General features: G+C 46.9%; 17 protein-coding genes. 4 read left to right on the top strand and 13 right to left on the bottom strand.

The genetic code is table 11. The features are described 5' to 3' along the window. Positions 1 to 43: 43 nt before the first annotated feature. The 3 genes from uvrA to SB724_RS11495 all read right to left on the bottom strand — a co-directional run bounded on the left by uvrA (position 44) and on the right by SB724_RS11495 (position 5,322). Entirely contained in the window at positions 44 to 2,917 is a 2,874-nt protein-coding gene (gene uvrA, locus SB724_RS11505) for an excinuclease ABC subunit UvrA (RefSeq protein ID WP_101669670.1), read from the bottom strand. Positions 2,918 to 2,924: 7 nt separating this feature from the next. Beyond that, on the bottom strand, positions 2,925 to 4,910 hold the full coding sequence (gene uvrB / locus SB724_RS11500; RefSeq protein ID WP_003151439.1) for an excinuclease ABC subunit UvrB: 1,986 nt from the start codon (positions 4,908 to 4,910) through the stop codon (positions 2,925 to 2,927). A gap of 175 nt (positions 4,911 to 5,085) precedes the next feature. Continuing rightward, positions 5,086 to 5,322, bottom strand: coding sequence for a CsbA family protein (locus SB724_RS11495; protein WP_003151438.1), 237 nt, complete (start codon positions 5,320 to 5,322; stop codon positions 5,086 to 5,088). A gap of 300 nt (positions 5,323 to 5,622) precedes the next feature. Here SB724_RS11495 and SB724_RS11490 point away from each other — a divergent pair, with 300 nt between their 5' ends. The 3 genes from SB724_RS11490 to SB724_RS11480 all read left to right on the top strand — a co-directional run bounded on the left by SB724_RS11490 (position 5,623) and on the right by SB724_RS11480 (position 10,129). Beyond that, complete coding sequence (locus tag SB724_RS11490; protein ID WP_038460012.1) at positions 5,623 to 8,124, top strand: PEP/pyruvate-binding domain-containing protein; 2,502 nt, start codon at positions 5,623 to 5,625, stop codon at positions 8,122 to 8,124. Between the two features lie 71 nt (positions 8,125 to 8,195). Then, entirely contained in the window at positions 8,196 to 8,819 is a 624-nt protein-coding gene (locus tag SB724_RS11485) for a TetR/AcrR family transcriptional regulator (RefSeq protein ID WP_410571171.1), read from the top strand. Beyond that, positions 8,792 to 10,129: an MFS transporter gene (locus tag SB724_RS11480; RefSeq protein WP_022553858.1), complete on the top strand. Its 1,338-nt coding sequence runs from the start codon at positions 8,792 to 8,794 to the stop codon at positions 10,127 to 10,129. The genes SB724_RS11485 and SB724_RS11480 overlap by 28 nt, the downstream gene beginning before the upstream one ends. 99 nt (positions 10,130 to 10,228) lie before the next feature. On the opposite strand, the gene SB724_RS11475 is transcribed toward SB724_RS11480, so the two are convergent. The 4 genes from SB724_RS11475 to ctpB form a co-directional block, all read right to left on the bottom strand. Then, positions 10,229 to 11,296, bottom strand: a complete 1,068-nt coding sequence (locus tag SB724_RS11475; protein WP_410571381.1) for a DUF3810 domain-containing protein — start codon at positions 11,294 to 11,296, stop codon at positions 10,229 to 10,231. A gap of 291 nt (positions 11,297 to 11,587) precedes the next feature. Beyond that, a complete protein-coding gene (minJ, locus tag SB724_RS11470; protein ID WP_044801911.1) occupies positions 11,588 to 12,778 on the bottom strand; it encodes a cell division topological determinant MinJ in 1,191 nt (396 codons plus the stop codon). 74 nt (positions 12,779 to 12,852) lie between these two features. After that, positions 12,853 to 13,206 (bottom strand): swarming motility protein SwrAA, encoded by a 354-nt coding sequence (gene swrA / locus SB724_RS11465; protein WP_014305920.1) that lies wholly within the window; start codon positions 13,204 to 13,206, stop codon positions 12,853 to 12,855. A gap of 372 nt (positions 13,207 to 13,578) precedes the next feature. Then, the gene (gene ctpB, locus SB724_RS11460; protein ID WP_373271682.1) at positions 13,579 to 14,937 is read right to left on the bottom strand and encodes a carboxy-terminal processing protease CtpB; all 1,359 of its coding nucleotides are present in this window, start codon (positions 14,935 to 14,937) and stop codon (positions 13,579 to 13,581) included. Between the two features lie 209 nt (positions 14,938 to 15,146). On the opposite strand from ctpB, the gene SB724_RS11455 reads away from it, so the two are divergent. Continuing rightward, positions 15,147 to 16,553, top strand: a complete 1,407-nt coding sequence (locus SB724_RS11455; protein ID WP_410571168.1) for a right-handed parallel beta-helix repeat-containing protein — start codon at positions 15,147 to 15,149, stop codon at positions 16,551 to 16,553. Between the two features lie 46 nt (positions 16,554 to 16,599). On the opposite strand, the gene ftsX is transcribed toward SB724_RS11455, so the two are convergent. The 6 genes from ftsX to secA all read right to left on the bottom strand — a co-directional run bounded on the left by ftsX (position 16,600) and on the right by secA (position 23,484). Continuing rightward, positions 16,600 to 17,490: a permease-like cell division protein FtsX gene (gene ftsX, locus SB724_RS11450; RefSeq protein ID WP_038460902.1), complete on the bottom strand. Its 891-nt coding sequence runs from the start codon at positions 17,488 to 17,490 to the stop codon at positions 16,600 to 16,602. After that, complete coding sequence (ftsE, locus tag SB724_RS11445; RefSeq protein ID WP_265972827.1) at positions 17,483 to 18,169, bottom strand: cell division ATP-binding protein FtsE; 687 nt, start codon at positions 18,167 to 18,169, stop codon at positions 17,483 to 17,485. Before ftsE ends, ftsX begins: the two co-directional genes overlap by 8 nt. Before the next feature lie 218 nt (positions 18,170 to 18,387). Further along, positions 18,388 to 18,729 (bottom strand): cytochrome c551, encoded by a 342-nt coding sequence (cccB, locus tag SB724_RS11440; protein ID WP_007614074.1) that lies wholly within the window; start codon positions 18,727 to 18,729, stop codon positions 18,388 to 18,390. 35 nt (positions 18,730 to 18,764) lie between these two features. Then, positions 18,765 to 19,613, bottom strand: coding sequence for a YitT family protein (locus SB724_RS11435; RefSeq protein WP_105937251.1), 849 nt, complete (start codon positions 19,611 to 19,613; stop codon positions 18,765 to 18,767). 169 nt (positions 19,614 to 19,782) lie between these two features. Beyond that, a protein-coding gene (prfB, locus tag SB724_RS11430; protein ID WP_096034905.1) for a peptide chain release factor 2 occupies positions 19,783 to 20,884 on the bottom strand; the annotation gives its coding sequence in 2 pieces (ribosomal slippage) (positions 19,783 to 20,811 and positions 20,813 to 20,884; 1,101 coding nt in all). Between the two features lie 74 nt (positions 20,885 to 20,958). Then, complete coding sequence (secA, locus tag SB724_RS11425; RefSeq protein ID WP_032876181.1) at positions 20,959 to 23,484, bottom strand: preprotein translocase subunit SecA; 2,526 nt, start codon at positions 23,482 to 23,484, stop codon at positions 20,959 to 20,961. Positions 23,485 to 23,556 lie beyond the last annotated feature (72 nt).

The following is a 23,556-nucleotide window of genomic DNA, read 5'->3' as shown; positions in this document are numbered from 1 at the left end:
ACAGCCCAAAACCGATGAGTTTTGGGCTGTTTTTATTGATCTATTACGTGGCTGCCGTTTCTTTTTCGGCCAGCAATGTTTTCATCCGTTTTCTATCACGTTCCATTACCGGTTTCAGATAGCGGCCCGTATATGATTCTTTCACTTCGACAACTTCTTCAGGCGTCCCGGAGGCTACGATCGTGCCGCCGCCCGCTCCGCCTTCAGGTCCCAGATCGACGATGTAGTCCGCCGTTTTAATGATATCGAGATTGTGTTCAATGACCAAAACGGTATCACCATTATCGACGAGTCTTTGAAGCACAACCAAAAGCCTTGCGATATCATCAACGTGGAGGCCTGTCGTCGGTTCGTCCAAAATATACAGCGTCCGGCCGGTGGAACGCTTATGCAGTTCGGAAGCAAGCTTGACGCGCTGCGCTTCTCCGCCTGACAGCGTCGTCGCCGGCTGGCCGAGCGTCACATACCCGAGTCCGACATCGGCAAGCGTTTGAAGCTTGCGTTTGATTTTCGGGATATTTTCAAAGAAAGACAGAGCATCTTCCACCGTCATATCCAGAACGTCAGAAATGCTTTTCCCTTTGTATGTGACCTCAAGCGTCTCCCGGTTGTAACGTTTGCCGTGGCACACTTCACACGGGACGTACACGTCAGGAAGGAAGTGCATCTCAATTTTAATGATGCCGTCGCCGCGGCAGGCCTCACAGCGCCCGCCTTTTACATTAAAACTGAACCGGCCTTTTTTGTAGCCGCGCACCTTTGCTTCATTTGTCTGCGCGAATACATCGCGTATATCATCAAACACACCCGTATAAGTTGCCGGATTTGATCTCGGTGTCCGGCCGATCGGCGCCTGGTCGATGTCGATCACCTTATCAAGGTGGTCGAGGCCTTTGATTTCTTTATGGCTTCCCGGTTTCGCTTTGGCTTTATGAAGCTTTTGCGCAAGCGCCTTATGCAGAATTTCATTTACAAGCGTGCTTTTTCCGGAACCGGACACACCTGTCACCGCCGTAAAAGTGCCGAGCGGGAATTTGGCGTTCGCTTTTTTCAGGTTGTTTTCTGACGCGCCTTTGATTTCAATGAACCGGCCGTCAGGCTTTCTTCTCTCCGGAGGCATTGGGATGAATTGAGCCCCTGACAAATAGCGTCCGGTCAGAGAGTCCGCATCATTCATCACTTCTTCAGGCGTGCCTGCAGATATGACGCGGCCGCCGTGAATGCCGGCGCCCGGACCGATATCTATTAAATAATCGGCAGCCATCATCGTATCTTCATCATGCTCCACGACAATCAGTGTATTGCCGAGATCCCTCATGTTTTTCAGCGCGCTGATCAGACGGTCATTGTCACGCTGGTGAAGGCCGATGGACGGCTCATCAAGAATGTACAGGACACCTGACAAACGGGAGCCGATTTGCGTCGCAAGCCTGATGCGCTGGGCTTCTCCGCCTGACAGCGTTCCCGCCGCCCGGCTCAGCGTCAGGTAATCAAGACCGACTTTATCTAAGAAGCTGAGCCGCTCCACAATCTCTCTTAAAATTAAATCGGCAATCTGCATATCTTTCTCAGACAGTGTCAGTTTTTTGAAAAATTCCAGCGCATCGCCGACGGAAAGCTCGGTAATGGTGCCGATGTGGCGCCCGTTGACCAAAACGGCCAGCGCTTCTTTCTTCAGCCGGTAGCCTTTGCACGTCGGGCACGGCTTCTGTGACATGTACTGCTCCATCTGTTCACGGATATAATCGGAGCTTGTCTCTTTATACCGTCTCTCAATATTGCGCAGTACGCCTTCAAATTCAATTTCATTTTCGCGCACTTGTCCGAAATCATTCTCGTATTTAAAGTAGATCCGTTCATCTCCGCTGCCGTACAGCACTTTATCAAGCTGATGCTTCGGCAGGTCTTTGACCGGAGTCTCCATATCAATGCCGTAATGGCGGCAGACCGCCTGAAGCAGCTGCGGATAATATTGTGAACTGATCGGCGTCCACGGCGCGATGGCGTGTTCCTTTAATGACAGCTCAGGATTGGGAATGACGAGCTCAGGGTCCACTTCCAGCTTCAAGCCGAGACCGTCACAAGTCGGACAGGCGCCGAACGGGCTGTTAAACGAAAACAGCCGGGGTTCAAGCTCTCCGATAGAAAAACCGCACAGCGGACAGGCGTGATGCTCGCTGAACATCAGCTCCTCCTGACCGATGACATCTATCATGACACGGCCTTCCCCTAAGCGGAGCGCGGTTTCCAGTGAGTCGGAAAGCCGGGCGGCAACCCCTTCCTTGACGACAATCCGGTCAATGACGACTTCAATGGAATGCTTTTTGTTTTTTTCAAGTTCAATATCGTCGGAAAGCTCGGCCATTTCTCCGTCAATCCGCACCCTTACGTAACCTTGCTTTCTGATTTGGTCAAGCACTTTGACATGGGCGCCTTTTCTGCCTGAGATGATCGGCGCAAGCACTTGAAGCTTCGTCCGCTCCGGATATTCAAGAATCCGGTCAACCATCTGTTCAATCGTTTGCGACGTAATTTCAATGCCGTGCTCCGGGCAGTGCGGCTTCCCGACTCTCGCGTACAGCAGCCGGAGATAATCATAAATCTCCGTTACCGTTCCGACTGTTGACCGCGGATTGCGGCTCGTCGTTTTCTGATCAATGCTGATCGCAGGAGAAAGCCCTTCGATCGCATCGACGTCCGGCTTATCCATCTGCCCTAAAAATTGGCGCGCATAGGCAGAAAGCGATTCAACATACCGCCTCTGTCCTTCCGCGTAAATGGTGTCAAAGGCAAGGGATGATTTTCCCGATCCGGACAGCCCCGTCACGACGACGAGCTGATCCCGCGGAATCGTTACATCAATGTTTTTTAAATTGTGCGCCCTTGCGCCTTTCACCTCGATCCGGTCAATTGCCATGTGTTCATCATCCTTCCGCTTTAAGCTCTAACAGTAAATCACGAAGCTCTGCCGCCCGCTCGAAATCAAGCGCTCTGGCCGCTTCTTTCATTTCGTGCTCCATTTGCTCAACGACTTTCTGGCGTTCTTTCTTCGTCATCTTCGCCAGTTTAGGCGCGGCTTTTGTTTTATATTCTTCTTTATCCTCAGCGGCCTGCGTCGCGCGGATCACATCGCGGATTTCCTTATTGATCGTTTGCGGCGTAATGCCGTGAATTTCGTTAAAGCGCTCCTGCTGTTCCCGGCGGCGCTTCGTTTCATTAATCGCGATTTCCATCGAATTCGTGATTTTATCGGCATACATGATGACGCGGCCTTCCGCGTTTCTGGCCGCCCGTCCGATCGTCTGAATCAGCGAACGTTCAGAACGGAGGAAGCCTTCTTTATCCGCATCGAGAATGGCGACAAGTGACACTTCCGGAATATCAAGCCCTTCCCTCAGCAGGTTGATGCCGATTAACACATCATGTTTTCCGAGGCGGAGGTCACGGATGATTTCAATCCGTTCAAGCGTCTTAATCTCGGAATGCAGATAATTGACCTTAATGCCGATTTCCTTGAGATAATCGGTCAGATCCTCTGACATTTTTTTCGTTAAAGTCGTCACAAGAACGCGTTCATTCCGTTCTATCCTCGCCTGAATCTCGCCGATCAGATCATCAATCTGTCCTTCGATCGGACGGACGTCAATGAGGGGATCGAGGAGTCCCGTCGGTCTGATGATCTGCTCGATCATTTCCGGCGTATGCTCAATTTCATACGGTCCCGGAGTCGCCGACACGTACACGATATTGTGCATGTGTTTCTCAAATTCCTCGAATCGGAGCGGACGGTTGTCAAGCGCTGACGGGAGGCGGAACCCGTGATCGACAAGCACCTGTTTTCTCGCCTGGTCACCGTTGAACATGCCGCGCACCTGCGGAATCGTCACATGTGATTCATCAACGACAATCATAAAATCGTCCGGAAAATAATCAAGCAGCGTATATGGCGTAGAGCCCGGCGGACGGAGTGTCAAATGTCTTGAATAGTTCTCGATCCCTGAGCAAAAACCCATTTCCCGCATCATTTCAAGATCATATCTCGTCCGCTGCTCAAGCCGCTGCGCTTCAAGGAGCTTGCCGTTTTCGTGCATCACTTTCAAGCGCTCCTCAAGCTCCTGTTCAATATTCAGAATCGCTTTTTCCATCTTTTCCGCCCGGGTGACGAAGTGGGAAGCCGGGAAAATCGCGACATGGTCACGGTCGCCGAGAATTTCTCCGGTCAAAGCGTCGACCTCTCTGATCCGCTCAATTTCGTCTCCGAAAAATTCCACTCTGATACAATGTTCGTCACGGGAAGCCGGAAAGATTTCCACAACGTCTCCGCGCACGCGGAACGTCCCGCGCTGAAAGTCGATATCATTGCGGGCATACTGGATATCCACAAGCTTTCTCAGCAGCTCGTTCCGCTCAATTTCCATTTCCGGTCTGAGCGACACGACCATCTCCCGGTATTCTTCAGGTGAACCGAGACCGTATATGCATGACACACTCGCAATAATAATGACATCTCTCCGTTCAAACAGAGAGGATGTCGCGGAGTGTCTCAGTTTATCAATTTCATCATTAATGCTTGCGTCTTTCTCTATAAAAGTATCCGTTTGAGGCACGTACGCCTCCGGCTGATAGTAATCGTAATAGCTGACAAAATATTCGACAGCGTTGTTCGGGAAAAACTCCTTAAACTCGCTGTACAGCTGTCCGGCTAGGGTTTTGTTATGGGCAATGACCAGTGTCGGTTTATTCACTTCTTTAATCAGATTGGACACGGTAAAGGTTTTGCCCGTCCCTGTCGCACCCAGGAGAGTCTGGTGTTTTCTGCCTTCCTGTATGCCTTTGACAAGCTTCTCAATCGCTTGCGGCTGATCTCCCTGGGGCTGATATTTCGAGACTAACTCAAAACGATCTTTCACAAAAAAGCCTCCGTTTCTTTACGAAATCTTCCTATTGATATAGTAACACAATGACGGGCAAAATCACTAAAAATACGAACTAAAGTTCGATGGTTTGTTTTTACCAAGTCAATTTTTGTATAAAAAACCTGCTTTTATGGCGTAAAAGCAGGCATTCTATTTCATATTCACCATGTCAGGCATTGTCTTTCTTTTTGTCTGCTTCTTTTTTGGCCATGTACAGCCCTCCGGCCACCAGCGATACAACATCCAATCCCACGATAAAATACGTTTCGGTATAACCCTTTAAATAGGATGCGAAAAGCAGTGCGGCTGTGAGAGCGATCGCCACATAGTGGTTAAACGTGACGCGCGTAAAAAGGACGACCAGCATAAAAGGGAAACATAATGCAAAAACGGCTTTTGTAATCACAAAAACCCTCCTCGGGAATTCTTCATCTCATCTGATTATAGTAAAAAATGAAGAATCGGACAATCGTTCCCCTGCTATCACAATACCCTTTTTCAGCAGTCTTCAATCATCTGTCAAAAAAAATGTGAATATAAATCCATTGAACCATTAACCAGATGAATCGAATTACCTTTCTTCAGCCGAAAGGATGAGAAGGTTTAGGTCTTTGTATCTTTGACAGTTTCTTCCTCCCTCTTTACAATGTAATGATAGTGTTTACTATCATTTTTTTGGATGAAGAAAAAAAGGGGGTCATACCGCATGTATTCAGTGCGATTTCAAAAAGCGGAAGAATCGAGCCGCTCTGCAGGAGCAAAAGGAATGAACCTGATTAAACTGACGAAAAACGGGCTGCCCGTTCCCGGCGGTTTCATCATTCAGACGAATGCCCTGACACGTTTTATGGAAGACAACGGGCTTCAAGCAGATCAGGAACAGATGGAGCGCGCCATTATGAACGGCACGTTTTCAAAAGAGCTTCGGGAGGAACTGACCGCGTCGTTTTATGAATTGAGAGAATCATACGCCTCTGTCGCCGTACGTTCCTCCTCCGCGTCCGAAGATCTTGAAGGGGCTTCTTTCGCGGGCCAGTACGAAACCTATTTAAATATCAAAACAGAAGAAGAGTTTCTCGGAAAAGTGAAAGAATGCTGGGCTTCCTTCTTCTCGGCGCGGGTAAGCGGTTATAAAGAGAAAATGAACAATGACACCGCAGAACCGTTAATGGGCGTTGTCGTGCAAGGGCTTATCAATTCCGAGGTTTCAGGAGTCATTTTCAGCCGCAACCCCGTCACACATGATGACGGAGAACTGATGATCAGCGCGAGCTACGGTCTCGGAGAAGCAATCGTCTCCGGCAGCGTGACGCCCGACACATTTATCGTCAATAAAGACACATTTCAGATTGAAAAAGAAATCGGCTTAAAAGAAATGTATATCGTTTCTAAAGACGAAGGCGTGACGGAAAAAGAGACGTCCGCTGACATGAGAAACCGCTTCTGCCTTGATGACGAGAGCGTCAAAGAGCTTGCCATGCTGACGATAAAGACGGAAGAACTGTACGGTTATCCCGTGGATCTCGAATTCGGATTTGCCGAAAATAAGCTGTATCTGCTTCAGGCCAGGCCGATTACAACGATCGTGCAGGATCAGAAAGCGGCAGACGAAGAACGGGAATTTATCATGACGCCCCGGGATCAGAAAGATTTTTGGCTCAATATGGAGGCCAATATAGAAGGCCCCGTCAGCCCGTTATTCGCCTCACTTATTGTGCCGGCTTTGGAATACGGCCTCAAAGAGAGCACGAAGACATTCCCTGTAATGGGCATCGAAATCGAGCGTGTCAAACTTCATCAGGGCCGTGTTTTTTCCAGACAGCATAAGACGGACGACAAGCTGCCCGCAGAACAGTTAGAAGCGCTTTTCCCCGTCTTGGCTGACCGCATGTACGATATTATTCAGGAAACCTTTCTGCCTTTTTATCAAAAGCTGGATGAACTGGCGCATACAGACCATACGCCGGAGACTGCCCTTGATGCGTTCCGAAACCTGCAAGACTTCTATTTAAAAGGATACGCAGAACATTTCAATATTGTCTTTCCGCAGGTTGCGTTAAACATGATACTGGAATCTATGTACGGACAGGTTGAGAAAGAAAACACCTCCCTTCTGTATGAAATGCTTGCCGGCGTCATGAATAAGTCATTGGAAACCGACAGACAGCTCTGGCTGCTTTCCGGACAAGTAAAAGACAGCCCTGAGCTGCGGCGCGTCTTTACGGTTTCTCATGCCGACGAGCTGCATCAGACGCTTCTGCAATCAAATGAGGGAAAACGCTTTCTCGAACAAGTCGGTGAATTTTTACAGGAATACGGCTGGAGATCCGTGAAAAGTCATGATCTCATTGAAGAAACTTGGGCGGAAAACCCTTATTTCGCCTTGGCCAACATTCAGAACTATGTCCGGAACGGATACGATTTTGACAGTGAGTTTCATAAAACGATAGAAAAACGAAAACAGCTCTACGCCGACTTTATGGATAGAATTGAAGATGACGGCTTTCGGGAGACGTTTGACCGCTATTATCAGTGGACATTGTCTTCATCCGTCATCAAAGATGATCACCATTTTTATATTGATGCGATGCTGGATGCCAAAGCGCGCCTCTGCCTTCTGAAAATCGGCGAGCTGCTTCAAAAACAAGGCGTAATCGATGATCGGGAGGATATGTGGTACTTATACAGCGATGAAGTCGAGAAAGCGCTGGTGTCGCCGGTTCCGATGCAGGAAAAAACCGCTGAACGAAAACAGCTCTTCCAGCAATATCAATTGCTTGAAGCCCCCGCTTATCTCGGGACTCCGACTTCGGAACAGCTGAAAACGGCTGAACAGATTACCGGCTCCATCACAGAAGATGAAAAAAACACTGAACATCAAATTTACGGACTTGCGGCGTCAAGCGGAATCGCAAGCGGCCCGGTGAAAGTCATTCGTGACGCAAGTGAATTTTCCCGTTTTTCAACAGGAGACGTGCTTGTCTGCAAAATGACGACACCGCTGTGGACCAGTCTGTTCCAGGATGCAAAGGCCGTCATTACGGACACGGGCGGCATCCTGTCACATGCGGCGATCATCGCGAGAGAATACGGGCTCCCGGCCGTTCTCGGCACACGTGCCGCGACTGACAGGCTCAACGACGGAGATATCGTCACGGTGGACGGGACAAACGGCAAGATTACGATTGTCAAACGCGCTTCATGCTAGGTTTCCCTCTTTATTGACGGCCAGGGCGGGTGTATACTTGTCCTGCCAGTATTTACGCGAGGTGAAACATGTTGAGGACGACGAACAAGAGAATTATTGACGCCGCGATGAATCTGATCATCCAAAAAGGATACCGCGCAGCGACAACAAAGGAAATCGCAGAAAAAGCAAAAGTAAGCGAAGCAACGATTTTCCGTAATTTTAAAAACAAACAAGGATTAATGAAAGCCATGATTGAACAGCAGACGCCGGTTCCGGAAAGCATGATCACTAAGACGGAAGGCGATTTGTATGAGGATCTTCTTCATTTCGCCGCGACCCTTCTGCAGCAATTGGAACAAAAAAAAGAAGTGTTCCGCATCTGCCTGCGCGAACCGGAACTATTCGAAGAAGTCCTGCAGGATATTGTCGTCTATCCGCAATCCGTGAAAAAGCATTTAATCGTTTACTTTAAGGAGCTGACAAAGAAAAATATGATAAGCCCCGGCAGCGAAGAAGCTAATGCAGACGTCTTTATGACGATGATTTTCGGTTATTTTATACACCGGCTGCAGCTGGGGAAAAGAGTCATTACTCTCTCTGAGGAAACGATGCTGAAACACAGCACTGAGATTTTCATGAAAGGCATTACCGGCCGGTCATTTTCCGGCTCCAAGGAGGATGAAGGATGGGTTCAAAGAAAGAATGGGCGCTGATTGTTTCGCTTTTGCTGGGAGCCATACTCGTTCCCATCAATTCTACGATGATCGCAGTCGCCCTTTCATCCATTTCCCGCTCATTCAGCGAATCAATTGCCAGCATCACATGGGTAGTGACCGTGTATTTAATCGTGATGGCCGTGACACAGCCCATTGCCGGCAAACTCGGTGATATGTACGGAAACAAAAAAATGTATTTATGGGGCGTCGGCCTTTTTCTCATCGCATCATTGGGGTGCGCCCTCTCGCCAAGTCTTTTCTTATTGATTTTCTTCCGGGCGCTTCAGGCTGCCGGCGGCGCTTTGCTTACGCCAAACAGCATCGCCATCATCCGCCATGTCGTGTCTGAAAAACGGCTTCCGAAAGTATTCGGCTTTTTCGGCCTCGGTGCCGGGCTGGGCGCGGCTCTCGGTCCGTTTATCGGCTCTCTTTTAATTGAGAGCTTCAGCTGGCATTCGATCTTTTGGGTCAACATTCCGTTTCTTGCGATCGCACTCGTGACGGCATTAGTGATGTTTCCTAAATATAAAGAAGAAACGTCTGACGCTCCGCTTGATATCATCGGGTCCGTTTTGCTTGCCGGAAGCATTGTATCTATTATTCTTCTGACGAAAAATGAAAGCTCTTTGGGCTATTGGGTGTACGCGCTGCTCATTCTCATATTTGTTCCGCTATTTTTCAGGCGGGAGCTGCGCACGAAACATCCGATTATTGATTTTGACCTGTTTAAAAACACGACCTTTACGAGCGCCAATCTGTCGGTTCTGTTAAGCAATTTAATGATGTACGCCGTGTTATTGATTATGCCGCTCTTTATGACCGGCCACTTCAGCATGAATACGTCGCACAGCGGCATGGCGCTGTCAGTCTTTTCTGTTTTCATGTCCGCCAGCAACTGGGGCGGAGCTCAGCTGCATCAGAAATGGGGCGCGCGAAGAATGATTTTTCTGTCCTTCGGGCTGATGGCCGTAGCCAATCTCTTATTTCTGCTTTTGGTTTATTCCCATTCCGTTCCGTTTCTTATGGCATCGCTTATTGTCGGAGGCATCGCGTCAGGTGCGGGGCTGACGAGCATGCAGGTATCTTCTCTTGCGACGGTAGAACCGGGCATGTCCGGCATCGCATCCGGGATTTTCTCCACCTTCCGTTATTTCGGAAGCATTATTTCTTCAGCACTGATCGGTTTAATCTCCGGGTTTCATATTCTGTTTATCATATTGATCGGAGTTTCTGTGATCGGCTTGTTCGTATCGCTTGGTATCAAGTCCGGGGAAACCGTTCAGACGAAAAAAAGCCATTCGGCATAACGAAAAAGGTTCCGTAAGCATCTGCTTTCCGGAACCTTTTCTAGTTTTCCTTCTTATTTTTCTCTCTCGAAAGTGTCACCGCACTCCCCCGCTGTACATTTAATTGTACTTCTCTATCTCTCGCTGCTCTGCCAGCAACAAATTCACCATATCACTATAGCTATTCAAACCGTCTGTCTGATTATTTGCCTTCAGATATACGTCATTTACATTTCTTGAAATACTTGAAATAACACCCTCATACTTATCCCGGTACTGCTCATTTTGTTCTATATCATGCCGCACCGCTTTGGACAGACTGGACATTATATCAGACGCCTTATCTGGATCCACTTTCTTTAGCTCAGATATAGAATAATCAAATGCCAGAAATAAACCACTGTATAGTATCATTGGATCATCCTGCTGCTTACATGCCAGATAAGCTATAAAATTAGCCTCATCCTCATGCATGAAACCACTCTGATGTGCCAATTCATGCGCCATAGTAGCAGGCACCAAAAAAACTGGCACATTAACATTGATATTGGATTCATAAGTAAAAGGGACAAAAATACCATGTATCCCTGCATGCGACATTAGTTTTGACATCACCACTGGTTTTGGTGTTGAATATGAATGCTCCAAAACAGGATATTCCTTTGATAACATTTGCATCGAGAACACTGCGTGTTGTGCATAATAATCAAAAACCTCTGGTACTTGAGCCAAAAGATCAGTGTCCGCTAACTTTTCCCTTGCCAATTCCATTTCAACGGCAAGCGACTTACTCAATTTGACCAGTTCCTCCTTGCTGTAGTTCTCTTCTTTATATTCGGTATAAGACAAAAAAGAATATCTGTAATAGTTTATTCCACCCAAAATAGTATAACAAAAATATATCACGCTACAGATCGTAACGATTCCTAGAGCACCACGATAAACTACCATCCTACGTACACCTTTACTCATGATAACCTTGCGCACATAATAAACGATATAAAATAGAAAAAGTAACACAACCAACACGACGAGCCATTCACTAACAGAAAACTTGACCCAAGAAGGTACAAATCCTACTATTTTTGACAATAACGGATATACAGACCTACTGTATTTTTCCGCCCAATCCTGATGGTTCTGCGCATATTTTGTCAGTATGTAAGCTATAACTCCAAGTGAAATCAACGGTAATCTCTTAAGTAAAAGCTTTTTTATCATGTACTCCCCCTATCCAACATAACCATTATAATCAGTTATTCTTAATATATATCCTGCTAAAGATTCATCTCCTAAAGGTTTTGGAGTTAGCAATAACTTTTCCAATAAGCCATACCTCTCCTTCATTTATTTTTTTATTATTTCAAAATAAAACAGCTAAGAAAATATAATTTTCTTAGCTGTTTTACTTTTATAGCTGATTTTGAAATCTAGTTTAGGAGTTCTTGAAACTATTCCGAATAATTATGAAAAATCACATTATAATGCTGTCATTTCTTCTTGCTCATGTTCATCCTGAACGAATAAAATACCTAATTCATGATGTTCGCCTTCATAGGACGCGCGCTGATCAAACCGGATCTCACCATTCAGGCCGATGATCTCCATTTTTACAAATGCGCGGTTTTTTTGAAGTGCTTCGTAAAAATCCGATACATGCTTCACGGGGATGCCGTTTACTTTCGTAATAATCTCACCGATCTTCAGCTCAAGATCGTCCGCGGGTGTATTCGGAATGATGCCGAGCACCATTAAACCCTGATCCCGCTTAGAGAAATAAAACGGAGCCGCGTTATCGTTCAGCCGCTGTCTTAATGATAAAAACAGGCGTCCGAGCACCGCAATACAAGCGGCAGCTCCGGCAAGCGGAGTCCACCAAAGGGCCGCTGCCCCGAATGCGGCCACGATAACCCCGAGAATCATGACACGTTTCGCCGTTATCCTTATGCTGACTTCCGGAAGTGACCCCTGCACGCGCTGCCCGAAGCCGGCGATATAAGGAATCCAGATCAAATGGAAAGAGCCGCCCGGCACGGTAAAGACAGGCCACCAAGAAAGGTGTGACTCAAGCCCGCTGCCCGGCACCAATAAGAAAAGCGGAAGCAGCCATGCGCGATTCGCCAATTGTCGGCCGATGGGCAGGCCTCTGCTGCTGACGACAAGCGCCGGAGATGTTTTCAGATGCGCTGAACGGCAGGCAGCCGCTCCCTCCGTGATAATCAAAAGGCCCATAAACACGGCCGCCGATGCCCAATTCACGCCGAATGCCTGCGGAAACCGATCCGCAAACGGCACTGTGTGGGTATACTGAAGGATAAACGCAATGAACATGCCGGCGCTGACAATATAAGCTGAGGACAGCCAATTCATACGGAACGTCAGCGAAGCCAAAGCCGTCACAGCCGCGATTATGCCGAGAAGACCGAATGGAATCGAAATTCCCAGTCCAAAAAATAATATGGAGAGAAGAATACCCGGTATAAGTCCTTTTATGTATGTAAAGATAAGCTCGTCATACATATCCGCGATTTTTGTATGAAACGTATGGCGTTCACGTTTGATCCGCAAATATCCGCATGCGAGACTTATGATGATAAAAAACCAGAACATCGGGTGCAAAAAAAACAGACCGATACTTTTCAGAAGTTCAATTCCCCATTGAACAGACACTGCTTTCACCGCCTCAAGCCAAACATTTTAATTCTATTCTACCAAATAATCATTGGCTTGAATATCTCAAACGTCTATCTCTCTTCCGTCATCCACAACGTTACATTTGAGAGAGAGAAATCTTTCAGATAGTGGTCAACCTCCACCTCGATCACGCCGCTTATCAGAAGCATGGACCGCTTAATATCCGTCAGATTGATTCCTAAACGTTTATGGTTTTTCATTAAGTAAGTGAAATAATGCTTCGCACACTCTTCATTGATTTCGTGAACGCATTCAACATTTGTGTAATTGACCAGGTATCTGCTGAACAGCATAAGAAGACTTAGTGCTTTTGTTGATGAAAATGTGACGTCTTTTGTTCTGTCTTTTAGTTGTTCCACTAATTCATAATATTTCTTTTCACGCACAATACTTGCCCTCTTCAATTGTGAACCCCCATTTTTTTATCCAGATAAGCACGGGTGATTACAGCTGCCGTGCTGAAGCGCCGCAAACACTTCTGCTTTCGATACTGAAATGCAGCTGCCAAACTAAAACTGTTCTCTATTAGAACCTTCTTTTATTGTAAGAACTAAAACTGACTGAGGCAACTTTCAAAAGTTTCATTTTGAATACATATTAACTCGGCATAAAGTCTCTCTTCTCTATAAATATCGGGTAATGTTTGTCCTTTATAAATGTTTAAATGTGAAAATTTTTTTAATATCTTGTCAAAACCGACATAATTATATGTCTTTTAGTTCATTTTTAGAGCGTGACAAAAGAAACAGGAGACGTAAAAAACGCCTCCTTTTCATTTATTTTACAAATAATGATTTTAACGCCATTTGCAGCTGTAAATCATTTTTTTCGTCAGACTTCTTCTCATTCATCAGCTGATTCATTTTTTCCGCTGTCTTTTTATCAATGACCGCTGTTTTATCAAGCTTGTACCGGTCTTGAAACGCCAGAACGGCTTTTTTCATTGTTTTGCTGAAATAGCCGTCTGCTCTGCCCGGGTCGAAGCCTAGGCCTTTCAGCAGGATTTGGGCGTGCTTGACATCCGCGCTGTTCATATCAGGCTGAAGCGGCTGTTTCAGCTGAAGCGGTCCCGCCGCAAAATAATCCGGCTGGCTCACAGCGATTGTCGGAGCAATGCCTTTTTTGTGAATCCAATTGCCTTTCGGTGTCAGCCATTTGTAAAGCGTCAATTTAATGTTGCTCCCGTCTCCCATAGGCACGGCCTGCTGAACCGTTCCTTTACCGAAAGAAGTGTCACCGACAACGTCATAATGTCCCGCTTCTTTTAACGCACCCGCAAGAATTTCTGAAGCGGAGGCGCTTCCTTTATCCGTGATGACATTGACGGGATACGGCTTCTTATGTTTTAAGGTTGAGAAATATTGTTTTTTATCGCCGTTACGCTCCGCAATTTGGATATACGGCATGTCTTTTGTGATGAAATGCTTTAAAATTTGTTCGACGCTTTGAAGGTAGCCGCCGGGATTCCCTCTTACATCAAGGACGAGACCGTCAATCCCTTGTTTTTCAAGCTTTTTCAGCGCCGCGGCGAAGTCCTGGGCGGTATGCTCGGAAAATGTCGATATTCCGATGTAGCCGACATGATGACCGCCTGATTCTTTGCGGGAAGCAAATACGGTTTCAAGCGGGATTTCCGCTCTTTTAATCCGGAATGACAGCTGTTTATCAGTACCCGGACGCTGTATTTTAATAGAAACCTTTGATCCTTTTTTTCCTCTGATTTTCAGCACGGCTTCGTTTAAACCTTTCCCGTTCATTGACTCGCCGTTTATGCTGATGATTTCATCATTCGGCTTGAGTCCCGCTTTTTCCGCCGGAGATTGCTTAAACGGTGATACGATAATGATTTTATTGTCCTCCATACCGACTTCAGCGCCGATCCCTTCGAAAGAAGAATCAAGAGAATCGGAAAACTGCTTAGCGGTCTGCTTGTCCATATAAACGGAATAAGGGTCGTTTAATGTAGACAGCATCCCCTGAATCGCTCCTTCAAGAAGCTTTTCTTTATCTACATTTTCCACGTATTCGTTCGAGATCAGCTCATATGCTTTTTCGATTTTTTCCATTGCCCGGCTTCTTTCTGCGTCTGTTGAATTCGGCTGTGCCGCCCCGGCAATATGAGCTCCGCCGCACATGATGCTGACGGCCGCTATCACTGCGATCATTTTCTGCTTCATCGTTTACCTCCTCTTAGTCCTTTTACGAAAACCTGGAGATAGTATGTGTAAATTGCAAAGAATTCATGTAACGGCAACAAAAAAATGAAAACGCGAGATTGTTACATATATATGGGTAACGTATAATATTTTGTATGCAATTCATTAAATATACAGGAGAATGCGATATGAAAATAAAATTATCGATTTTATCCGCGGCGGTTCTGGCCGCAGGCATTACCGCCTTTGTCTGGCCAAAAACAGAGGCCAATGAAAAAACGCAGACGGACGCCCTGTATGTTTCTCCCGCAGGCAGCGACCAAAATGAAGGAACGAAAGAAAAGCCGTTTCGCACATTAAAACATGCGGCTGAAAAGGCAGAGGCCGGGACAACCGTATTGATTCGGGAAGGGACGTACGATGAAACGTTTGAAGTAAAGCACAGCGGCACGGCCGAAAAGCCGATTACATTCCGGAACTATCAGAATGAGCATGTCGCCATCAGCGGCAAATCTGCGCCAAAAAGCGATTCTGAAACTCCGTTAATTCAAATCCGCAATAAACAGTACATTACCATTTACGGCGTTACGCTTGAGAATCTCTCCGTATCATCAGAAGATGCGACGGCCATGGGGATCTGCGTCACCGGGTCGAGCAGTCATATCAACATTGACGGCAACCATATCCGAAACATTAAAACCACGGCTGATGAGGGAAATGCACACGGCATCGCGTTTTACGGCACAGGCGCCATGAAGGATGTCAGCATCACAAATAATACGGTTGAAAAACTGACGCTCGGCGCAAGCGAAGCGGTCGTGCTGAACGGGAATGTTGACGGATTTAAGATTGCCGGCAATACCATCCGGGACAATAACAATATCGGGATTGACGTGATCGGATACGAAGGAACGTCCAAGCAAAACGACTATGCGCGAAACGGCGTCATTGAAAACAATACGGTGAGCCATAACTCTTCTTACGGAAACCCCGCTTACGGAGATGAATACTCAGCGGGCGGTATTTACGTTGACGGCGCAGAACATGTGGACATTAAGAAAAACACCGTTTACAACAATGACCTCGGCATTGAAGCCACTTCCGAACATAAAGGGAAATACGCACAAGATATCCGGATTACGGATAACAAGGTGTACGGCAATGCTTACACCGGTATTTCAATCGGAGGCTATGACACGAAACGCGGCGGCACCATCAATTCGGTGATCGCTCATAACATTATGTATCGAAATGACACGAAGGACCTTGACGGCGGCCAACTGCTGCTGCAGTACGGCACAAAAGGGAACACGATCGAAAAAAACATCATGACGGCTAGCGGTTCACGGATTTTTATCGCAAATGATTATACGAAAAACGAAGGCAATACCGTTAATCATAACGTCTATCACAAAGAAGCAGGAAAAGACAGCATTTGGAATTGGAAGAACAGAGAATATGATTCATTCATAGCGTACCAAAAAGGAACGGCAAACGATTCGGATTCCATTTATGCGGACCCGATGTACCGTGACGAAGCGTCTTATGACTTTACATTAAAGCCCGGATCACCGGCCCTGCCCGTCATTCAGTAACGAAACCATTAAAAAAAGCCAGTCTATATCAGACTGGCTTTTATATTTATACACGAAGGAATTTCCGGATGGAAGTCAGACTTCCCCATACTCCGATAACCGCGCCGATCAGAATGAGCACAAGTGATACTTGAAACACAAACGGACTGTACGGCAGAAGTGAAACAAATGATCCCTGAACTTTCGGGGCCACCCAAGCGACCATCGACTGGTACGTACTCAGCACGAGAGCGATCGGTATGATAGAACCGAATACCCCCAGCAGCAGCCCTTCCAGGAAGAACGGCCAGCGGATAAACCAGTTTGTCGCGCCGACAAGCTTCATGATTTCAATCTCTTTTCTTCTGGCGAAAATCGTGATTTTAATCGTATTTGAAATTAAGAACATCGCCGTGAACAGAAGGCCGATGATTAACGCGATCCCGATGTTGCGTGACACCCCGACGACCTTAAACAGACGGCTGACTTCTTCTTTCCCGTATGTCACTTTATACACATGATCCAGCTTCTCAATTTTTTTCGCGACTTTCGGCGTATCATGCGGATCTGTCGTTTTGACGATAAACGCGTTGTTCAGCGGGTTTTCCTGATCTTGCATTTTCATGGCCTTTCCGCTGTCGCCGAAGCTTTTGACCAATTGATCAAGCTCTTTATCTTTAGATGAAAACTCTACGCTTTGGATTCCCGAGATGTCTTTAATCTCATTCTGCAGCGTATCCTGCGTTTTCTTATTTGACGTCAGATCGATTAATACTTTAATTTCCACTTCTTTTTCAGCATTTTTAGCCATGTTGTTTAAATTCAGCATAATGACTAAAAACACGCCGACCAAAATTAATGTAACGGTAACGGCACTGATGGATGCAAATGTCATCCATGTGTTTCTTCCGAGAGATTTAAAACTCTCACGCAAATGGCGCCCGAGAATTTTAATCATAAGAACCATACTCCCCTCTTGACTCATCACGCACAATAATTCCGTCTTCGATCGCGATGACCCGTTTCTTCATGGTGTTTACTATTTCTTTATTGTGTGTCGCCATCACAACGGTCGTTCCGCGGTTATTAATCTCTTCCAGTGTCTTCATGACTTCCCATGATGTTACCGGATCAAGGTTGCCCGTCGGTTCGTCAGCTATCACGACATCAGGATTGTTGACGATGGATCTTGCGATGGAAACACGCTGCTGTTCTCCTCCGGAAAGCTGGTCGGGAAACTGCCGCGCTTTATGCTTCAGCTGCACAAGATCGAGCACTTCGAGCACGCGTTTTTTAATGACTGACTGCTGCTCTCCGATCACCTCAAGTGCAAACGCGACGTTTTCAAATACCGTCAATTTCGGAAGAAGTTTGAAATCTTGGAAAACAACACCTATTTTACGCCGCACGAAAGGAATCTCTTTTTCTTTCACAGACGCGAGATCTTTATGATTAATCAATATTTGTCCTTTTGTCGGCTTTTCTTCTCTGTAAATCATTTTAATAAAAGTAGATTTACCGGCTCCGCTCGGTCCTACGACATATACAAATTCTCCGGGATGAATTATGACTGACAGCCCGTTAATCGCTTTTACACCGTTCGGATAGGATTTATATACTTCTTTCATCTCTATCATGAAATCACCTAATCTTTTATTTATGTCTTGCAGCCATAGAGTTCGCAAACGTACAGCGGTTTATGGCCGATTCGTCAGGAAACAGATGAAAAATCTGAAAGTTCCTTTTCCTCAGTACACTTCATTATACGTCAAATTTAGACATATTACTATTACAGTTTCTTTTCATTCCCAGACCGTGAAAAAACCTTGCCCCTATAACAGGCAAGGTTTTTCTGTTATTTTTTCTGTGACAGCCATTTTGCGATCTCAGCGGCTTCCTTATCATTTACAAGATGGCTCGGCATATTGCCCCGTCCGTTTTTAATGATGCTTTCAATTTTAGCTTCATCATACTTCCCGCCGACTTCCTGTAAATTCGGACCTCCGCCGCCTTCTAAGTCTTTTCCGTGGCAGCCGATACAGCTTTGCTGATAAAGCTCTTCTCCTGCTGACGCAGATGCTTTTGACCCGCCTGAGCTGTCAGAGCTTTCTTTTTTCGATTCATTGGAACCGCCGCATGCCGCCAGCAGGACGGACATGGTCAGAACCAGCGCAAGCAGCGCCCATTTTGATTTCATATGTAAGATGCACCCCTTCGCTATTATAACCCCGTTTACGCGCGTTTGAAACCCTCGCCGAGCACCTCGCTTGCGTCTGCGACAATGACAAAGGCTGACTCATCAATCTGTTTGACGATTTGTTTCAGTTTTGTGAATTCGGTCTGGCCGACGACACACATTAAGATCGGCCGGTCATGTTCCGTATACCCGCCGACTGCGGAAATCTTCGTCACACCCCTGTCGATTTCTTTAAACACAGCCGACCTGACGGCTTCTTCATGCTGCGTAATGATTAAAGCCATTTTGGAGCGGTTGAACCCGACCTGCACGACATCAATCGTTTTGCTTGAAATAAATACCCCGAGCATCGCATACAGTCCCTGCTCCACTCCGAATACGAGCATCGCGCTCAGCACAATTAATCCGTCCATGATGGCAAGGCACGTTCCCAGCGAAAGCCCCGTGTATTTGTGAATGATCTGCCCCGCCAGAGCCGTTCCCCCCGTGGAGCCTTTGCCGAGATACACGATGCCGATTCCCGTTCCGATCCCGACGCCTCCGAAAATCGCCGCCAGCAGTTCATGGGTCGTCGCGGCAGGCAGTTCTCTTGTTAAATAGACGGCGAGCGGCAGAACGATGGAACCGACCAGTGTCTTCATTCCGAACTTCCCGCCGAGAATGATCACTCCGGCGATAAACAAAGGGATGTTAATAATCCACTGCACGTAAGCCGGTTCAAAACCAAACGTTTCTAAAATGGTGCTGATCCCGCTTACTCCCCCCGCTGCTATACGGTTCGGCAGCAAAAATACGTTAAACACGACCCCCGTAATCGCCGCGCCGATCATGATGTATATATAATCTTTGATCAGACGGAGCGGCTTATTGTGATTCACATCCATGCAAAATCCTCCGTTCTCCGATTTTCTCTCGATAGCATTTTAAGTCTTCCCGGCTTAGAAGTAAATAACAGCCAAATACCGTATTAATTTGCTAAAGCGCTGTTGTGAAAAATGGAAAAAGAGAACGGATAAAAAAACACACCTTGCCAAAGGCAGGTGTGTTCCCGGATTACGACAGTTTAGAACGTAAATAGGCGTCAATGAAGATATCGATATCTCCGTCCATAACCGCCTGCACGTTCCCCATTTCCGTATTGGTACGGTGATCTTTCACCATGGAGTACGGATGGAAGACGTACGAGCGGATTTGGCTGCCCCAGCCGATTTCTTTCTGTTCGCCGCGGATTTCGTCAAGCTCCGCCTGCTGTTCTTCAATTCTGCGCTGATACAGCTTCGCTTTGAGCATTTTCATCGCCCGGTCGCGGTTTTTGATTTGTGAACGTTCCGTCTGGCACGTGACGACTACATTTGTCGGCAGGTGGGTAATCCGAACGGCTGAATCAGTCGTATTGACGTGCTGTCCGCCGGCACCGCTCGCCCGGTACGTATCAACTTTAATATCTTCGGTACGAATATCAATGTCGATTTCTTCATTGAATTCAGGCATGACTTCACATGACACGAATGACGTGTGGCGGCGGCCTGATGAATCAAATGGAGAAATCCGCACGAGGCGGTGTACGCCTTTTTCCGCTTTTAAATAACCGTATGCATTGTGGCCTTTAATAAGCAGTGTGACAGACTTAATTCCTGCTTCATCTCCCGGGAGATAATCAAGCGTTTCAACTTTGAAACCGCGTCTTTCCGCCCAACGGGTATACATTCTGAGCAGCATGGAACCCCAGTCCTGAGATTCCGTACCGCCGGCTCCCGGATGAAGTTCTAAAATCGCGTTGTTTTTGTCATATGGTTCACTGAGCAGCAGCTGAAGCTCAAATTCATTCAATTCCTTCGTTAATGACTTCAGCTCTTTCTCAAGCTCTTGCTGAAGGTCCTGGTCAGGTTCTTCTTTTAAAAGATCATGTGTCATTTGCAGCTCTTCGTGAGACTCGCTCAGCTGATGATAGGAATTCACGTATTCCTTCAGACCGTTCGCTTCGTTGATGACGGTTTGGGCCTTCTGCTGGTCATTCCAGAATTCCGGTTCCGCCATCTTTTCATCTAATTCTGCAATGCGGGCTTCCTTTGATTCGAGGTCAAAGAGACCCCCTGAAGTCCGCTAAACGAGAAGCCATATTTTCGAGCTCTGCCCTGATTTCTGATAATTCCATTCCATTCACCTCATTAAAAGATCCGGGGCGCCATAAGACGCAGACCCGGTCATGTTCGCTTCATACAGTCGAGACTATTCTGTCCGGCCGCAGCAATTTTTATATTTTTTTCCGCTGCCGCAATGGCAAGGCGCGTTGCGTCCGATATCTACGACTTTTCGCACCGGCGCTTTTTTCGCTTGTTTGGCCTCATCGCCGTCCTGCGGCTGATGAGCCGTCGTTTGGCCCTGAACAACTTCTTCGCGTTCGAGATTGCTTTCAATCTCGGCCTTCATGACGAATTTCGCAACTTCGTCCTCAATGGACTCAATCATGTGCTCAAACATTGCGAAACCTTCCATCTGATATTCACGCAGCGGGTTTGTCTGCGCATAAGCGCGGAGGTGAATCCCTTGACGCAGCTGATCCATCGCATCAATATGATCCATCCATTTTGAATCAACGGCACGCAATACGATGACTTTTTCAAATTCACGCATCTGCTCTTCGCCGAAATTCTCTTCTTTGTCATTATATTTCGTCATGATGCGGTCCATGATCATCTCATGCATCTCATCCGGTTCTTTTCCGAAGATATCGCTCTTTTCAAGTGCGCCTTCATCAAGATACGTTGTATTCACCAGCTCCACCAGGCCGTCAAGATTCCATTCTTCCGGAAGCTCCTCTTTCGGCGTATAAGCGGCAATCGCACGTTCCAGAGAAGACTTGATCATGCCTTCAACAATGTCACGCAGGTTGTCAGAGTCAATGACTTCAAAACGCTGCTTGTAAATGACTTCGCGCTGCTGACGGAGCACGTCGTCATATTGAAGAAGCTGTTTACGTGAATCAAAGTTGTTTCCTTCGACACGTTTTTGAGATGATTCCACGGCGCGTGACACCATTTTGCTCTGAATCGGCGTGGAGTCATCCATACCGAACCGGTCAAGCATCGCCATCGTCCGTTCAGCTCCGAAACGGCGCATCAATTCATCTTCCATTGAAAGATAAAATTGTGTGATGCCCGGGTCTCCCTGACGTCCTGAACGTCCGCGGAGCTGATTGTCAATCCGGCGGGATTCGTGGCGTTCCGTACCGACGACTGCAAGGCCGCCAAGCTCTTTTACGCCTTCGCCGAGTTTAATGTCGGTTCCGCGTCCCGCCATGTTGGTCGCAATCGTGACAGCGCCTTTTTGTCCCGCTTCTTCAATAATCTGAGCTTCACGCTCATGGTTTTTGGCATTCAGCACCTGATGCGGAATCCCTTTGTTTTTCAGAAGTTTAGAAATCAATTCAGACGTTTCAACGGCAACCGTACCGACAAGAACCGGCTGTCCGGTCATGTAGCGCTGGGCGACATCCTCCGCCACCGCCTTGAATTTCCCTTCCATTGAGCGGTAGATCAAGTCCGGACGGTCGTCACGGATGACCGGCTGGTTGGTCGGGATGGATACAACCTGCATGTTATAAATATTGCGGAATTCTTCCTCTTCCGTTTTTGCGGTACCGGTCATACCGGCCAGCTTTTCGTACATACGGAAATAGTTTTGGAACGTAATCGTCGCCAATGTCATGCTTTCATTTTGAATCTCCAGGCCTTCTTTCGCCTCAATCGCCTGGTGAAGACCTTCGCTGTAGCGGCGTCCTTTCATCAGACGGCCGGTGAAGGAATCAACGATGACGACCTGGCCGTCCTCAACAACATAATCCACGTCTTTCTGCATCGCCGCATGGGCTTTTAAAGCCTGGTTGATATGGTGGTTCAAGGCCACGTTTTTGACATCAAACAGGTTGTCGATGCCGAACGTTTTTTCAGCCTTCGTCATTCCTTCTTCCGTCAGCTGAACGCCCTTCGTTTTGACGTCATACGTATAATCCTGATCTTTCTTGAGTGTGCGGACAAACGCATTTGCCTGCACGTACAGTTTTGTGGACTTCTGAGCTTGTCCGGAAATAATCAATGGCGTTCTCGCTTCATCGACTAAAATTGAATCGACTTCATCAATAACGGCAAAATGAAGCGGGCGCTGCACCATCTGTTCTTTATAGAGCACCATGTTGTCACGCAAATAATCAAAGCCGAGTTCATTGTTCGTTGAATACGTGATATCGGCTGCGTAAGCTTCGCGTTTTTCGTCTTTTGACATCGAATTCAGGTTCAGGCCGACTGTAAGCCCGAGAAACGCAAAGATTTCTCCCATTTGCTGGGCATCACGGCTCGCCAGATATTCATTGACCGTTACGACGTGAACGCCTTTTCCCGTCAAGGCATTTAAATACACGGGAAGCGTGGACGTCAGCGTTTTCCCTTCCCCTGTTTTCATTTCGGAGATGTTCCCTTCATGAAGGGCGATGCCCCCCATCAGCTGCACTTTAAACGGGAACATGCCGGTTACGCGGCGGGAAGCTTCACGAACGACGGCAAACGCTTCGACAAGAAGGTCATCCGTCGTTTCTCCTTTTTCAAGCCGCTCTTTAAATTCTGCCGTTTTATGTTTAAGCGCCTCGTCAGAGAGATTTTCATAATCTCCTCTTACGGCATCAATGTCATTTGCTATTTTTTCGTATTTGTTCAGCGCACGTTTGGTCGGATCAAACATTTTATTTAAAATCCCAAGCATCTATAACGCTCCTCTATGTTCACATGCAGATTTTGCATGGAATAAATGATAATTTTCTGTCCATGTATACCT

It is taken from the genome of Bacillus sp. SIMBA_031, assembly GCF_046535225.1.
Classification (GTDB): Bacteria; Bacillota; Bacilli; order Bacillales; family Bacillaceae; genus Bacillus; species Bacillus velezensis.
The sequence above is the reverse complement of the archived record's forward strand: the minus strand, read 5'-3'. Positions and strand labels throughout refer to the sequence as shown.